This window comes from Stenotrophomonas sp. AG209 (assembly GCF_003550055.1).
GTDB lineage: Bacteria > Pseudomonadota > Gammaproteobacteria > Xanthomonadales > Xanthomonadaceae > Stenotrophomonas.
In genome coordinates this window covers 81540-96362 of sequence record NZ_QXDB01000002.1, presented here as the reverse complement: position 1 = coordinate 96362, position 14823 = coordinate 81540, and the positions used below count along the sequence as shown (strand labels likewise).

Genomic DNA, 14823 nt, shown 5'->3' with positions numbered 1-14823 from the left:
TCCGGGGCCGGAAAAGGGGACGGAGGGGATTAAGTCGTATATGGCAGGCCACGCGCTTATGCCGAAAACGACTTAATCCCCTCCGTCCCCTTTTTCGCATGGTCAACACATTGCCGGCCCTAGGCTGAGCCGGTTCCAAGGGAGGTTGTCACCGCAGCACATTCGGGGGGATCCGGGATGGGTAGGAGTGGCACGGACCAACAGAGCCGGCGGGTACCGATGACCCGCGGCCTGGGACTGCGATTTGCGTTGTTGACGGGCATGGCGATTGGATTGGTCGCACTGTCCGCATTGATCCAGGAACTGCAGGCGGCCTCCACCGCCTGGATCGCCGGCCAGGGCTACTGGTCGCGTGGTCAGCAGGATGCGACCGCCGCACTCAGCCGCTATCTGGCGCGGGGGGATGCCCAGGACCTGGACGACGCACGCCAGGCCCTGCAGGTGCCATTGGGCGATCTGCAGGCGCGGTTGGCGCTGGAACAGGCCGAGCCGGACGAAGCCAAGGCCAGGCAGGGCTTCCTGCAGGGCGGCAACGCGCGCGCCGATATCCCGCGCCTGGTGTTCTCGTTCCGCTATGCGCGCGATATCGGTGCCTTCCGCGAAGCAACCGCGCTGTGGCGGAAGACCGACGGCGACCTGATGGCGGTGCAGCGCCTGATCGATGAGTTGCAGCTGCGGCACGACAGTGGCCCGGTGCCGACCGCCGCGCGTGACCGCTACCTGCAGCAACTGGGTGACCTTGATCGGCGGATGCAGGTGCAGAGCCAGGCGTTCTCGCAGGCGCTGCTGCGGATGGCGACGCTGGTGAGGCTGGCCACGTTGATGGTTGCGGGCCTGTCGGTGCTGGCGATCAGCCTGATGGCGGTCGCGCTGGCGCGTCGCGTCGGCAAGGACCTGACCGAACACGAGAGCCGTTTCCGCGCTGCGTTCTACCAGGCCAACGTCGGCATGCTCAAGCTCGATACCGAAGGCAAGGTGGTCGAGGCCAACCAGGCGATGGCCGATATCCTCGATCACCGTCGTGACATGCTGCTGCAGCTGTCACTGGGCGACCTGCTGATGGACGGTGAACTGGTCATCGATGGGGTGGGGCGCATCGATTGGGACCGCCAGCTGCGGCCGAGCGAACTGCGCTTCCGCCGTCGCGATGGCAGCCTGGTCTGGGGCCGCTGGAGCGGCACCGGCGTGCGCAGCACCGGCGGTGGCCTGTCGGTGTTCGCGATCATCGAGGACGTCAGCCAGAACCATGCACTGGCGCGCGAGATCGAACACCACGCCAGCCATGATCCGCTGACCGGCCTGATCAACCGCCGCGAGATCGAGCGGCTGCTGGAGCGCGCGCTGCTGCAGGTGCGCAGCGAGGGCGGCACGCACGCGCTGTGCTACATCAACCTGGACCATTTCAAGCTGGTCAACGACAGCTTCGGCCACGCCGCCGGCGACCAGATGCTGCGCAGCTTCGCCGACTATCTGGTGGCGGCGGTGCGCGATGGCGACTGGGTGGGACGGCTGGGCGCGGACGAGTTCGCGGTGTTCCTTGCCCATGCCGGGCAGGACGAGGCCAAGCGCGTGCTGCAGCGGGTGATCCGCAACCTGGGCCAGGCGACGTTCCCGGTCAGCGAGGGCAGCCCGCAGCTGAGCTGCAGCATCGGCGTGGTCGAGGTCAGCGCCGAGGCACCGGATGTGAACTGGCTGATGAGCGCCGCTGACAGCGCGTGCTATGCGGCCAAGCAGGCCGGCCGCAACCGCGTGCACTGCTTCAACGAGAACCGCATGGCGCTGGAGGAACGGCGCCTGGAAGCCGAACGCCTGCAGGGCGTCAGCCTGGCCATGGCCGAGAACCGCATGGTGCTGTATGCGCAGCGCATCGCCCGCGTCGGCGATCCCGCGTACCTGCACTATGAGGTGCTGGTGCGCATGCGTGGCAGCGATGGCAGCCTGCACCTGCCGGGCCAGTTCATGCCGGCGGTGGAGCGCTATGGCATGGCCGTGGCGCTGGACCGGCACGTGCTCGGCCTGCTGTTCCGGCATCTGCAGGTGTGCCCGGCACACGTCCGGCAGCTGGGCCTGTGCAACGTCAACGTCTCGGCGCAGTCGATCGCCGAGCCGGGCTTCCTCGCCTTCGTCTGCGACCTGCTGGAGCGCAACCGCGCAGTGGCCTCCAAGCTGTGCTTCGAAATCACCGAGACCGCTGCGATCAGCAACCTCAGCCAGGCGCGTGCCTTCATCGATGCGGTGAAGGCGCGTGGCTGCCGGATGGCGTTGGACGATTTCGGCTCCGGGCTGTCCTCGTTCGGCTACCTGCGCCAGCTGCCGGCCGACATCCTGAAGATCGACGGGGCCTTCGTGCGTGACATGGATACCGATCCGGTCAGCCACGCCACCGTGCGCGCGATCACTGAACTGGGGCGCGAGCTGCAGATGGAGGTGGTGGCCGAATGGGTGGAGACCGCCGACGTCGCCGCCGCGCTGACCCGGCTCGGGGTGCAGGGCCTGCAGGGCTACGCGGTCGAGCGGCCGCAACCGCTGGAGCGGATGACCCTGGCCGATCTGCGGCCGGTGCGCCTGGTGGCGGTGAAAGGTCCGCCCGCCGCTGGCTGAATGCCCGTCGGCGACTTTGGTCTACACGTGCGCTGCCGCCGCGGCTGCGATAATGCCGGCAGGGGCGACGCGCAGTGGGCGCGGGCGTAAGCAGGAACAGGGCGTGGCGTGGGCGGCAGGCAGTGGCAGTACGGAACAGGGGTGGTGCTGGTCGTGCTGCTGGTGTGGTTGGCAACGCCGTGGCCGCTTTCGGCGGCCGTAGCCGAAGCCGGGCGTGATTACCTGCTGGTCGGTGCGGCCACCAATGAACCCACCCCGCATCGCGCATGCACGCCGGAGATGCTGGCGGGGCCACGGCAACAGGTACAGGTGTCGGCGCCAGCGGGCGGCTGGTCGGGCCAGCCGCAGGCCCTGGACGTGTTCAATGTGTTTGCCGGCGAAGTGCGCGTGCAGCACGGTGATCGCGAAATCTGCGGCAACATGCACGATGCCCGTACCCGTGATTCCCGGTTCCGCGCAGGCATCGGCCTGGTCGCGGTGCCGCCGGCGGGCAGCCATGAACCGTTCCTGGTGTCATGGCAGACGCCGCTGAAGGCGCGCTGGGTACCGACCCTGCGGCTGGGGGCGCCCAGTCCCGTGCAGCAGAACGATACCGCCCGTCTGCTGGTGCGCGCGGCCTGCATCGCCGTGGCGATCGCGCTGGCGTTGTCGGCCCTGATGGCCTTCCTCACCACCCGCGACCGCAGCTTCCTGGTCTACATCGCCGGTACCGCCGTGCTGGTGCTGTGGCAGGCCATCCTCGGTGGCCTCAGCGGCTACCCGGAGCCGTGGCTGCCGGTGGGCGAGCGCGGTGCCTGGTGGCTGCTGTCGTTGACCGCGGCGTCGCAGGCATTGGTGCTGCCGGCACTGTGGCGTCTGAACGGTGGCGACCGCCTGCTGCCGCGATCGCGCCCGGTGCAGCTGCTGGCGCTGTGGGGATTGCTGGCGCTGGCCGCATGGGTGCCCTGGCTGCAGTGGAACAGCCTGGCCTGGGTGGCGCAGGGCCTGCAGGTCTCCTACCTGCTGGGCTGTGGCCTGGCATTGATGGTCGGGGTATGGGCACGGCTGCGCGGTGACCGCTGGGCGCAGGCGGGGCTGGCAGCGCTGGCACCGATGCTGGTGTTGATCCTGGCCGATGCCTGCCGCGCTACGTGGTTGCTGGAGTACCGCGTGGAGGCACTGCAGCTGTCGGTGACCTGGCTGCTGATGATGGCCGCCTATGCGCTGAACCAGCGGCTGGGTCGCCTGCGACAGCAGCGCGATGAACTGCGCCAGCTGGCCGAGACCGATGGCCTGACCGGCCTGCCCAACCGCCGTGCCGGGCTGCAGCAGCTGGCCCGGCATCTGGAACGGGTCGATCGCGAGCGCGGTCCGCTGGTGATCGGCTTCCTCGACATCGACCTGTTCAAGGACATCAATGACCGCCATGGCCACGCCGTGGGCGACCAGGTGCTGGTGGCGGTGGCACGTGCATTGCGCGCTGCGGTCCGCAGCCAGGACCAGGTGGTGCGGATGGGCGGCGAGGAGTTCCTGCTGCTGATGCCGGGCATGCCGCGCGAGGCGGCGTCGGCACGCCTGGATCGCCTGCGCCAGCACATCACCGAAGCAGGCCGGGTGCTGCAGGTACCCGGCCTGGAAGTGACCGCCAGCATCGGCCTGGCGCAGTGGCGGCCGGGCGAGGACGACCTGGCTGCGCTGTTGCGCCGGGCCGACCACGCCATGTACGTGGCCAAGCGTGCCGGCCGCAACCGGGTATTCGACGGCGAAGAGCTCGATCCCCCCGGCCTGGCATGAAGCGCTGCGGGCGGCGATGCCGGATAATAGGGCGATGACCACCCGACTCAACAAACATATCGCCGACACCGGCTTCTGCTCCCGCCGCGAGGCCGATCGCCTGATCGCCGCCCGCCGGGTCACCGTCAACGGCCATCCGGCCGGCACCGGCGCGGTGGTGGGCGAGGAAGACCAGGTGCTGGTCGACGGCCAGCCGCTGCGCGCGCGCGTGGCCCGCAAGCCCGGCGCCCGCCGCCACGTCTACATCGCGCTGAACAAGCCGGTCGGCGTCACCTGCACGACCGAGACGTCGGTCAAGGGCAACATCGTCGACTTCGTCGGCCATGAACAGCGCATCTTCCCGATCGGGCGCCTGGACAAGGAATCCGAAGGCCTGATCCTGATGACCAGCAACGGCGACATCGTCAACCAGATCCTGCGTGCCGAGAACGGCCACCAGAAGGAGTACCTGGTAGCGGTGAACAAGCCGGTCACCGACGAGTTCCTGCGTGGCATGGCCCGTGGCGTCCGCATCCACGACCAGATGACGCTGCCGTGCAAGACCTCGCGCATCGCCAAGTTCGGTTTCCGCATCACCCTGCAGCAGGGCCTGAACCGGCAGATCCGCCTGATGGCGGCCGAGTTCGGCTATCGGGTGACCCAGCTGCGCCGCGTGCGCATCGACAACATCAAGATCGGTGCGTTGAAGCCGGGCCAGTGGCGCAACCTGACCGAGCAGGAGCTGCAGGGCCTGCTGCCGAAGCAGCTGGACTGGTAAGTGCCGGCCGCTGGCCGGCTGCAATGGGCGTGCGATGGACCCGGGATGCCGGCCAGCGGCCGGCACTGCCCGTTGTGCGGATTGCGCGCCGGCATCGGCTAGACTTCGCGGTGACCTGCCGGAACGTGACGCTGCATGATCAAGCCCGACAAGCCTGCCAATGAAGCCCTTCGGCTTGAGGCGCTGTACCGCTACCGGATCCTCGATTCGGAGCGTGAAAAATCCTTCGACGACCTGGTGGTGATCGCCAAGGCGGTCTGCGGCACCTCGATGGCGGCGGTGACCCTGATCGATGTCGAGCGGCAATGGTTCAAGTCGATCCAGGGCATCGATGCGGCAGAAAACCTGCGCAGCGAATCGATGTGCGGCCACGCGATCCTGCAACCGCAGCAGGTCATGGTGGTCGAGGATGCGCTGCAGGACATCCGCTTCCACGACAACCCGGTGGTGGTGGGCGACCCGCACATCCGCTTCTATGCGGGCGCGCCACTGATCAGTTCAGATGGCCTGCCGCTGGGCACGCTGTGCGTATTCGATGCGCAGCCACAGCACCTGGCCAGCGACAAGGCCGAAGCGCTGGCGGCGCTGTCGCGGCAGGTGATGCTGGTGATGGAACTGCGCCGTTTCGCGCTCGACATCCAGAAGCACATGCTGGAGCGCGATGACTACGAGCGCCTGCTGTCGGAGTACCAGGACGTGCTGCTGGCGCAGAATGCGGACCTGGCCGAGCAGAGCCGCACCGATGCGTTGACCGGCCTGCCGAACCGCCGTGCGATGGCGGCGGCGCTGGAAGAGGCGGTGGCGGTGAACGGAGACCAGCCCGGTGTGGCCTGCGTCGCACTGCTGGACATCGACCATTTCAAGCACATCAACGATTTCCAGGGCCACGCCACCGGCGACCGCGTGCTGGCCGAACTGGGCGTGCTGCTGCGTTCCCATTTCGCCGGTCGCGGCATGGCCGCGCGCTATGGTGGCGAGGAATTCGTGGCGGTGATGCCGGCTACCGACCTGCACACCGCCGAACTGCAGTGCGAGTTCCTGCGCCTGGCGGTGGCTGACCTGCCGCTGGGATTCCCGGTCACGATCAGTGTTGGTGTGGCCCAGCACCAGCCTGGTGAAAGCGTGGATGACACGCTGGCACGTGCCGACAAGGCGCTGTACCGGGCCAAGGGCAATGGCCGCAACCGGGTGGAACGGGCGGGCTGAAGCACCCCCGGGTAGATCCACGCCATGCGTGGATGCTGTTCCCGATTCACATCGCGTCGCAGCACCTGCGATCAGAACCGGGCAGCATGACCTCCCTGTTCCCACGGACACCGACCATGCTGCAGACCCTGGCCATCGCCCACTATCGCTCGCTGCACGGGCTGGTATTGCCGCTGCAGCAGTTGAATGTGGTGACCGGTGACAACGGCAGTGGCAAGTCCAGCCTGTACCGCGCGCTGCGCCTGCTGGCCGAGACCGCGCAGGGTGGCGTCGCGGCGGTGCTGGCCCGCGAAGGCGGGCTGGGTTCGGCGCTGTGGGCGGGCCCGGAAAAAATGGACCGTCGGGTTGCTGTCGGCGAGATCCCCCTGCAGGGCGGCCCACGCCAGGAATCGGTGGGATTGAAGCTGGGCTTCACCACTGACGAATTCGGCTACGCCATCGATCTGGGCTACCCGCCGCCCAGCCGATCGGCCTTCGCATTGGACCCGCAGATCAAGGCCGAAGCGATCTGGGCGGGCCCGTTCCTGCGCAGCGCCAACCTGCTGGTCGACCGCCGTGGGGCGATGGTGCGGCAACGCCATGCGCGCGGCTGGGATCTCGTGGATGACCGGTTGTCGCTGTTCGACAGCCTGTTCACCCAGGTCGGTGATCCGCAGCGCATGCCGGAAACCATTGGCCTGCGCGAGTACATCCGCCGTTGGCGCTTCTACGATCATTTCCGCAGCGATGCCGATGCACCGGCGCGGCAGCCGGCGATGGCCACGCGCACGCCGGTACTGCATCACGACGGCCGGGATCTGGCCGCGGCCTGGGTCACCATCCTCGAGATCGGTGACCCGGTTGCGTTGGCACGCAGCGTCGACGATGCGTTCCCGGGCGCCTCGGTCGGCTTCGAGGAACTGGATGGCCGGTTGGCGCTGCGTTTCCACCAGCCCGGGCTGCTGCGGCCGTTGTCGATGGCCGAACTGTCCGACGGCACGCTGCGCTTCCTGCTGCTTGCTGCCGCGCTGCACACGCCGCGTCCGCCGCCGCTGCTGGTGCTCAACGAGCCGGAGACCAGCCTGCACCCGGACCTGTTGCCGGCGCTGGCACGGCTGATCATCGCGGCCAGTGCGCGCAGCCAGGTCTGGGTGGTGTCACATGCCAGCCGCCTGATCGCAGCACTGGAGCAGGCGCCCGGCTGTCATTCGCTGCACCTGCACAAGGAACAGGGCCGCACGTTGCTGAGCGGGCAGGGCCTGCTGGATGCCCCGGCATGGCACTGGCCGCAGCGTTGATACGGCCATCCACGCCCGGTAGATCCACGCCATGCGTGGATGCACTCAATCGGCGATGTTGCGCGCCTCGGCCGCACCGAGGATCTCCGGGTGCTGCACCGGCTTGCGGCGGTTCAGCAGCGGATGCAGGAATACGGCGCCGACGATGATCGCGACGCCCAGGTAGAACCACGGGGTGACTTCGTGCTGCTCGCGCAGCAGCACCACCGCCAGCACCACCGCATAGACCGGCTCCAGGTTGGTCACCAGTTGCACTGTGTAGGCGCTCAGGTGGCGCAGTGCGACCAGGGCCAGGGCGAACGGCAGCAGCGTGCAGAACCCGGCCAGCACCAGCAGCAGGATGCCGTCGTGCAGATTCGGGACCACCCACAGTGGGCTGGCCAGCGCTGGCAGCAGGTAGGGCATCAGCGGCGCCAGCAGCGTCAGGGTGAGGGTGCCGGCACCCAGCTCCAGCGCGGTGACCGTGAGCGGATCGGCGTGGCTGACCATGCGCTTGTTGAGTGAGCCGAACACCGCCACCAGCAGTGCCGAGATCGCGCCGATCAACACGCCCAGGCGCATGCCATCGGGCACGCCACCGACCACCAGTGCCACGCCCGGCAGCACGGCCAGGCCGAACGCCAGTTCACGCAGCTGGAATGGCCGCTTGGCCACCCAGGGTTCGATGATCGAGGTGAACACCGGCGCCAGCGCGATGCAGGTGGCGGCCACCGAGGCATTGGCCAGCTTCACCGCACCATAGAACGTCAGCCAGTGCAGGGCGACCAGGGCGCCGATGCCGGCATAACCGGCCACCAGCCGCAGCGGCAGCGTACGCAGTCCGCGCCAGACCCGCGGCAGCAGGGCCAGCATCGCCGTTACCAGCAGCATGCGCCACCACACCAGCGGCAGCGCGGGCAGGGTGATCAGCTTGCCGAGGATGGCGGTGACGCCCCACAGCAGGACACAGAAATGGATCTGCCACAGCGCTTTGCGGGTGTCGGGTGTGCTCATCCGCCTATTGTGAGGCAAGGCGATGACCGCAGCGCTATCCGCGTGAGGAATTGCGGGGGGCGTCCACCCGCCGCTGCAGGGCCATCGCCGCCGCCGGGTTGCGCGCCTTGCCTGCGCCGATGCACAGCAGGTAGACCTCGCGCGGGGTTTCCGGGGCCGGGCCGGCCAGGCAGGGCAGGTCATCCACCGGCTCGCCGCGTGACCAGCGCAGGGCACGTTCGGCCCAACGCTGCTGCAGCGGCGCTGGCAGGCCTTCGTTCAAGCGGGCCTGGCTGCGCTTGATCCGCGCGTAGACGAAGCCGGCACTGACATCACCATGCAGGGGCGCCTCGTCGCTGTCCTCGATCACCAGCGCCACGCCGTGTCGGCGCGCGGCAGCGACCAGCGCCGGGCCATGCGCCTGGGCGTTGCGCACCTCCAGCGCGTGTTGCAGCGGCACCCCCTCCAGCTGCTTCGGCAGCTGCGCCATCAGCGCGTCCAATGCATCGGCGTCGGCCGGATGGTGCGGATCGAACTGCCACAGCAACGGGCCGAGCCGGTCACCGAGCGCGAGTGCCGCCTGCAGGAACGGCGTGGCAGCCTCCACGGTGCTGGACAGGTCGTGGCGCTGCACCAGGTAGCGCGGCGCCTTCAACGAGAAGCGGAAACCGCCGGGTGTCTGTGCAGCCCATTGCGCGCACTGGGCCGCAGTGGGCGTGCGGTAGAACGTGCCGTTGATCTCGATGCAGCGCAGGGCGCGGCTGGCATGGGCCAGTTCCTCGCGCTGCGGCAGGCCTGCTGGATAGAACACACCGCCGCGCCATTCGGGAAACACCCAGCCGCCGATGCCGCAGCGGATGGCCGCCTGGCCGGCAGCTGGGGTCATTGGCCGTGGTCCGCGCGCCACGGATCGTAGCTGCCGAACCACCACAGGTAGCCTTCCGGGTCGGCGCAGGCGTAGCCACGGCCGCCGTAGTCCTGGTCGGCGATGTCGATGACGATGCGCGCGCCGGCAGCCTTGGCCCGGGCATAGTGCGCATCGGCATCGCTGACGATCACGCAGGCGCTCTGGGTCTGTCGTCCGCCGACCTCGTCAGGCATCACTGCATGCTGGTTCCATTCGCTTTCCTTGTTGACCGAACCGAGCATGATCATGCCGTGGCCGAAGGTGAGCTGCGCATGGAAGACCGTATCGCCATCGGCGTACACGGCCTGGGCATGGAAGCCGAAGGCGCGCTGCAGCCAGTCGATGGCGGCCTGCGCGTCGCGGTAGCGCAGGCACGGAATGATGGTGGAGCCGCTGCTGGGTTGGCCGTTCTCGCCCATGACACCCCTCCTATGGCACAGGGCAGGGTGCGCCGCGGACCGTTACCATCCCGCGAAACCCCGGTGATGGCCTGCACACGGCCGCTACCCCTGTTCGGAGATGGTGCTGGATGAAAACCTGGATCGGAGGTGCCGTGCTGCTGGCGTGCACGACCATGGCGAGCGCGGCGACCCCGCCGCCGCTGCATGACCTGGATGCGACCGTCGAGCGCGTGCGCGCGCAGTTCGACGTGCCCGGCATCGCCGTGGCCGTGGTCAAGGATGGCCAAGTGGTGCTGGAGCGCGGCTGGGGCGTGCGCGAGCAGGGCAAGCCGGAGCCGGTGCAGGCCGACACGCTGTTCGCGATCGCCTCCAATACCAAGGCGTTCACCGCCACCTCGCTGAACCTGCTGGCCGAGGACGGCAAGCTGAAGATGGACGACAAGGTGATCGACCACCTGCCGTCGTTCCGCATGTCCGATCCGTTCGTGACCGGGCAGATGACCATTCGTGACCTGCTGTCGCATCGCAGCGGCCTGAGCCTGGGCGCCGGTGACCTGCTGTTCTGGCCGACCACCTCCTACAGCAACGCCGAAGTGGTACAGCGGCTGGGCAAAGTGCCGTTGAAAGGCGGCTTCCGCGAGAGCTACGCCTACGACAACATCCTGTACGCGGTCGCCCAGCAGGTGATCGAGCACGTCTCCGGCATGAGCTACCAGCAGTTCCTGCAGACCCGCATCTTCGACAAGGTGGGCATGGCCGGTACGCGCTACAACGCCGACCACCTGAAGCCGGGCGACAAGGCGGCGGTCGGTCACGCCAAGTACGATTTCAAGGACCTGCGCACCGTCGCGCCGTTGACCTGGTCGAACAATGCCGGCGCCGGTGGCATCTATTCCAGTGCGCACGACATGGCACGCTGGATGCAGGTGCAGCTGGCCGAGGGCAAGCTGGCCGACGGCACTGCGCTGTTCAGCGAGAAGAGCCAGCAGCAGATGTGGCGCATGATCACCCCGCAGTCGATCCCGGCGCCGAGCGTGCCGGAGCTGGCGCCGGCGCGGGCCAACTTTGCCGGCTACGGCGAAGGCTGGAGCCTGAGCGACTACCGCGGGCAGAAGCTGGTCTGGCACACCGGTGGCTGGCCGGGCATGGTTTCGCGGCTGACCCTGGTGCCGGGCGAGAAGCTGGGCGTGGTCGTGCTGACCAACCAGGAAGTGGGTGCGGCGTTCAACGCGATCACCCTGAGCGTGCTTGATGCCTATCTGGGCGGCGAGAAGCACGACTGGGTGGACGCCTATGCCAAGGCCGTGGCCAAGGGCCAGGACAAGGCCGACGAGGCCTGGGCCAAGCACCAGGGCGCGCGCGACAAGGGCAGCACGCCGTCGCTGCCGCTGGCCGGCTACACCGGCACGTTCCGCGACCGCTGGTATGGCGACATGCAGATCAGTGCCGAGGGCAGGGGCCTGCGCCTGCGCTTCATGAAGACCGCGCAGCTGAAAGGCCGGCTGGAGCACTGGCAGCACGACACCTTCATCGTGCGCTGGGACGACCGTTCGCTCAACGCCGATGCGTTCGTGAACTTCAGCCTGGACCCGGACGGCAAGGTGAGCGAGGTGCGCATGCAGTCGATCTCCGACCTGACCGATTTCAGCTTCGATTTCCAGGACCTGCTGTTCACCCCGGTGAAATGACGCCGCCGGGCGTGGCCCGGCGCTGACGTTTGACGAATCCGATGGGTAGTGCCGGCCGCTGGCCGGCAACCTCATGATCCCCGGATGCGTCGCAAGGGTGCCGGCCAGCGGCCGGCACTACCGGAGCCGCGGCGATCATCGGCTGGCGTACACATCCGGCGTGGGATACTTCGCCGCTTGCAAGAGGCGAGGGAGTGCGATGTTCCGTTGGTTTGAATCCCTGATCCCGGTGTTCCCGCCCTTGGATGGGCGCATGCCACCGCGCAAGGTGCTGCCGTTCTACCTGCATTACCTGCGCCCGGTGTGGCCGGTGCTGCTGGCGACCCTGATCGCTGGCCTGCTGCTGGCGCTGGTGGAAGTGGCGATGTTCGATTACCTGGGCCGCATCGTCGACATGGTCGCCGAGCAGCCAGGGGCCGATTTCTTCAAGCGCCATGCCAATGAACTGGGCTGGATGCTGTTCATCACGGTCATCGCGCGGCCGATCCTGGTCGGCCTGCACAACCTGCTGGTCAACCAGGCCATCGTGCCCGGCCTGAGCAACCGCTCGCGCTGGCTGATGCACAATTACGTGGTGCGGCAGAGCCTGAGTTTCTTCCAGAACGACTTCGCCGGCAGCGTCGCCAACCGGGTGATGCAGACCGGCACCTCGCTGCGCGAATCGGCGGTGCAGATGGTCGATTCGCTCTGGTACATCGTCGTCTACACCGGCACCGCGCTGTACCTGTTCGCGCAGGCCGACTGGCGGCTGATGGTGCCGCTGATCCTGTGGCTGCTGGCCTATGCGGTGATCATGGTCTACTTCGTGCCGCGCGCGAAGGAACGGGCCTGGATCGCGTCCGAGGCACGTTCCAAGGCGATGGGCCGCATCGTCGATGGCTACACCAACATTCCCACGTTGAAGCTGTTCGCCCATGGCGGACGCGAGCAGGCCTACGTCGCCGAATCGATCCAGGAACTGGCGGTCAAGCACCGCGCGCAGACCCGGGTGACCACCGGCATGGACCTGACCATCGCCATCGTCAACGGCTTCCTGATCGCCGGTACCTGCGGGCTGGCGCTGTGGCTGTGGAACGGCGGGCACATCACCGTCGGCGCGATCACCCTGGCCACCGGCCTGGTGATCCGCATCCACAACATGTCCGGCTGGATCATGTGGACCATCAACGGCATCTTCGAGGACATCGGCACGGTGCAGGATGGCATCACCACCATCGCCCAGCCGCTGACCGTGCAGGACCGCAAGGATGCGGTGCCATTGCAGGTAACCCGTGGTGGCGTGCATTTCCAGGACATCCACTTCCACTATGGCAAGAAGGGCGGCGTGATCGCAGGCCTCGATCTGGTGGTGAAGCCCGGCGAGAAGATCGGCCTGGTGGGTCCTTCCGGTGCCGGCAAGTCGACCCTGGTCAACGTGCTGCTGCGCCTGTACGACCTGGAAAGCGGCCGCATCCTGATAGACGGCCAGGACATTGCGTACGTCACCCAGGAAAGCCTGCGCCAGCAGATCGGCGTGGTCACCCAGGACACCTCGCTGCTGCATCGCTCGATCCGCGACAACCTGCTGTACGGTCGCCCCGACGCGACCGATGCGCAGTTGCGCGCTGCCGTGGCCAAGGCGCGTGCCGAAGCCTTCATCGATACGCTGGTGGACGGGCAGGGGCGTCGTGGCTACGACGCACATGTCGGCGAGCGTGGCGTGAAGCTGTCCGGTGGCCAGCGCCAGCGCATCGCCATTGCCCGCGTGCTGCTGAAGGACGCACCGATCCTGGTGCTGGACGAAGCGACCTCGGCACTGGACTCGGAAGTCGAAGCGGCGATCCAGGACAGCCTCGACCAGCTGATGGGCGGCAAGACGGTGATCGCGATCGCACACCGGTTGTCGACCATCGCGCGCATGGACCGGTTGGTGGTGATGGACCAGGGGCGCATCGTCGAGACCGGCAGCCACGCCGAATTGATTGCGGCCGGTGGCCTGTACGCACGGTTGTGGGCGCGGCAGACCGGTGGTTTCGTGGCCGCCGATCAATGATTGCGCTGCTGTTGGCACTCAGCCTGGCGACCACGGCCGCAACTGCGGCGCCGGTCCCCATGCAAGGCGACCAGCTCGAGCAGGTGGTCCTGCTCAGCCGCCACAACCTGCGCGCGCCGGTGGTGGCATCGGGCGCGTTGGCCAATGCCACGCCAGAGCGCTGGCCAGGCTGGGACGTCGCCTCAGGCGAGCTGACCACCAAGGGCGGCGTGCTGGAGGTCTACATGGGCCGCTACATCGGCCAGTGGCTGCGCCAGGCACAGCTGCTGCCGCCGTCGGATTGCCCGCAGCCGGGTGACTTCCACGCCCATGCCAACAGCCTGCAGCGCACCCAGGCCACCGCGCAGTTCTTTGTTGCCGGTGCCTTCCCGGGCTGTCATGTTGCGGTCGAGCAGCGCATGCCGCTGGGCACGATGGACCCGCTGTTCAATCCGGTGATCCACCGCGATGACGCGGCGTTCCGCACACGTGCGGTGTCGGCGATGCAGCAGGCGCTGGCCGCATCCGATCTGGCTCCGGCGCTGTCCGTCGTGGAGGCGATCACCCGCTATCCGCAGTCGGCGGCATGCAAGGGGCGCAGCGACTGCCATCTAGCGCTGGCCGACACCTGCTTCAGTGCAGCCCCGGGCAAAGAGCCACGCGTCTCCGGATCACTGGCCCTGGCCAGCGGACTGGTCGATGCCTTGTTGATGGAGCATTACCAGGGAAGCAGTATTTCGCGCGAAGGTTGGGGCCGCTTGAACACAGATGCGCAATGGCAGGCGTTGGCGCAGATCCGCAACCGCTACCAGGACATCCTGTTCGGAACGCCCGAGGTGGCGCGGGATGTGGCCGGACCGTTGCTGGCACGCGTGGACGCGTTGCTGGAAGATCCCGCATCGCCGAAAGTGAGCCTGCTGGTCGGTCACGATTCCAACATCGGTTCGGTGCTGGCGGCGTTGGGCATCAGCGACTACAGCCTGCCGGGCCAGTACGAGAAGACGCCGATCGGCGGCCTGCTGCAGTTCGAGCGCTGGCGTGACCGCCACAGCGGCGAGGAACGGATCCGCCTGGCCTACGTCTACCCGACCACCGCGCAGCTGCGCGATGCGCTGCCGCTGACCAACGCGCAGCCGCCGGGCCGCGTCGCGCTTCGGGTGCCGGGGTGCGCGGCGCAGGGCTGCACCGTCGCCGAGTTCCAACGCCTGCTGCATCCAGCAGCGCGCTGAG

At 67.9% G+C, this 14823-nt stretch carries 11 protein-coding genes; 8 read left to right on the top strand and 3 right to left on the bottom strand.

Annotation, left to right across the window (positions count from 1 at the left end; translation table 11 throughout):
• Window positions 1-177 precede the first annotated feature (177 nt).
• From DFO63_RS12110 to DFO63_RS12090, 5 genes are all read left to right on the top strand, one after another.
• Window positions 178-2601, top strand: coding sequence for an EAL domain-containing protein (locus tag DFO63_RS12110; RefSeq protein WP_101765175.1), 2424 nt, complete (start codon window positions 178-180; stop codon window positions 2599-2601).
• 108 nt (window positions 2602-2709) lie between these two features.
• A complete protein-coding gene (locus DFO63_RS12105; RefSeq protein WP_101765176.1) occupies window positions 2710-4374 on the top strand; it encodes a GGDEF domain-containing protein in 1665 nt (554 codons plus the stop codon).
• A gap of 34 nt (window positions 4375-4408) precedes the next feature.
• Window positions 4409-5131 carry a pseudouridine synthase gene (locus tag DFO63_RS12100; protein ID WP_005408708.1) on the top strand — a complete coding sequence of 241 codons (723 nt, stop codon included), beginning with the start codon at window positions 4409-4411 and terminating at the stop codon, window positions 5129-5131.
• A gap of 135 nt (window positions 5132-5266) precedes the next feature.
• Window positions 5267-6337 carry a sensor domain-containing diguanylate cyclase gene (locus DFO63_RS12095; protein ID WP_119007057.1) on the top strand — a complete coding sequence of 357 codons (1071 nt, stop codon included), beginning with the start codon at window positions 5267-5269 and terminating at the stop codon, window positions 6335-6337.
• 116 nt (window positions 6338-6453) lie between these two features.
• On the top strand, window positions 6454-7614 hold the full coding sequence (locus DFO63_RS12090) for an AAA family ATPase (RefSeq protein WP_119007259.1): 1161 nt from the start codon (window positions 6454-6456) through the stop codon (window positions 7612-7614).
• Window positions 7615-7659: 45 nt separating this feature from the next.
• Here DFO63_RS12090 and DFO63_RS12085 read toward each other — a convergent pair whose 3' ends face one another.
• The 3 genes from DFO63_RS12085 to DFO63_RS12075 are packed head-to-tail and all read right to left on the bottom strand — an operon-like array spanning window position 7660 to window position 9912.
• Window positions 7660-8607, bottom strand: coding sequence for a DMT family transporter (locus DFO63_RS12085; protein WP_119007055.1), 948 nt, complete (start codon window positions 8605-8607; stop codon window positions 7660-7662).
• A gap of 34 nt (window positions 8608-8641) precedes the next feature.
• Window positions 8642-9472, bottom strand: a complete 831-nt coding sequence (locus DFO63_RS12080) for a DUF72 domain-containing protein (RefSeq protein ID WP_119007053.1) — start codon at window positions 9470-9472, stop codon at window positions 8642-8644.
• Window positions 9469-9912 (bottom strand): VOC family protein, encoded by a 444-nt coding sequence (locus DFO63_RS12075; protein WP_119007051.1) that lies wholly within the window; start codon window positions 9910-9912, stop codon window positions 9469-9471. Before DFO63_RS12075 ends, DFO63_RS12080 begins: the two co-directional genes overlap by 4 nt.
• A 110-nt stretch (window positions 9913-10022) precedes the next feature.
• Between DFO63_RS12075 and DFO63_RS12070 the strand changes: the two genes are divergently transcribed.
• From DFO63_RS12070 to agp, 3 genes are all read left to right on the top strand, one after another.
• A complete protein-coding gene (locus DFO63_RS12070; protein ID WP_119007049.1) occupies window positions 10023-11582 on the top strand; it encodes a serine hydrolase in 1560 nt (519 codons plus the stop codon).
• A gap of 199 nt (window positions 11583-11781) precedes the next feature.
• Window positions 11782-13614: a multidrug efflux ABC transporter SmrA gene (gene smrA / locus DFO63_RS12065; protein ID WP_119007046.1), complete on the top strand. Its 1833-nt coding sequence runs from the start codon at window positions 11782-11784 to the stop codon at window positions 13612-13614.
• Window positions 13611-14822: a bifunctional glucose-1-phosphatase/inositol phosphatase gene (agp, locus tag DFO63_RS12060; protein WP_119007044.1), complete on the top strand. Its 1212-nt coding sequence runs from the start codon at window positions 13611-13613 to the stop codon at window positions 14820-14822. Before smrA ends, agp begins: the two co-directional genes overlap by 4 nt.
• Window position 14823 lies beyond the last annotated feature (1 nt).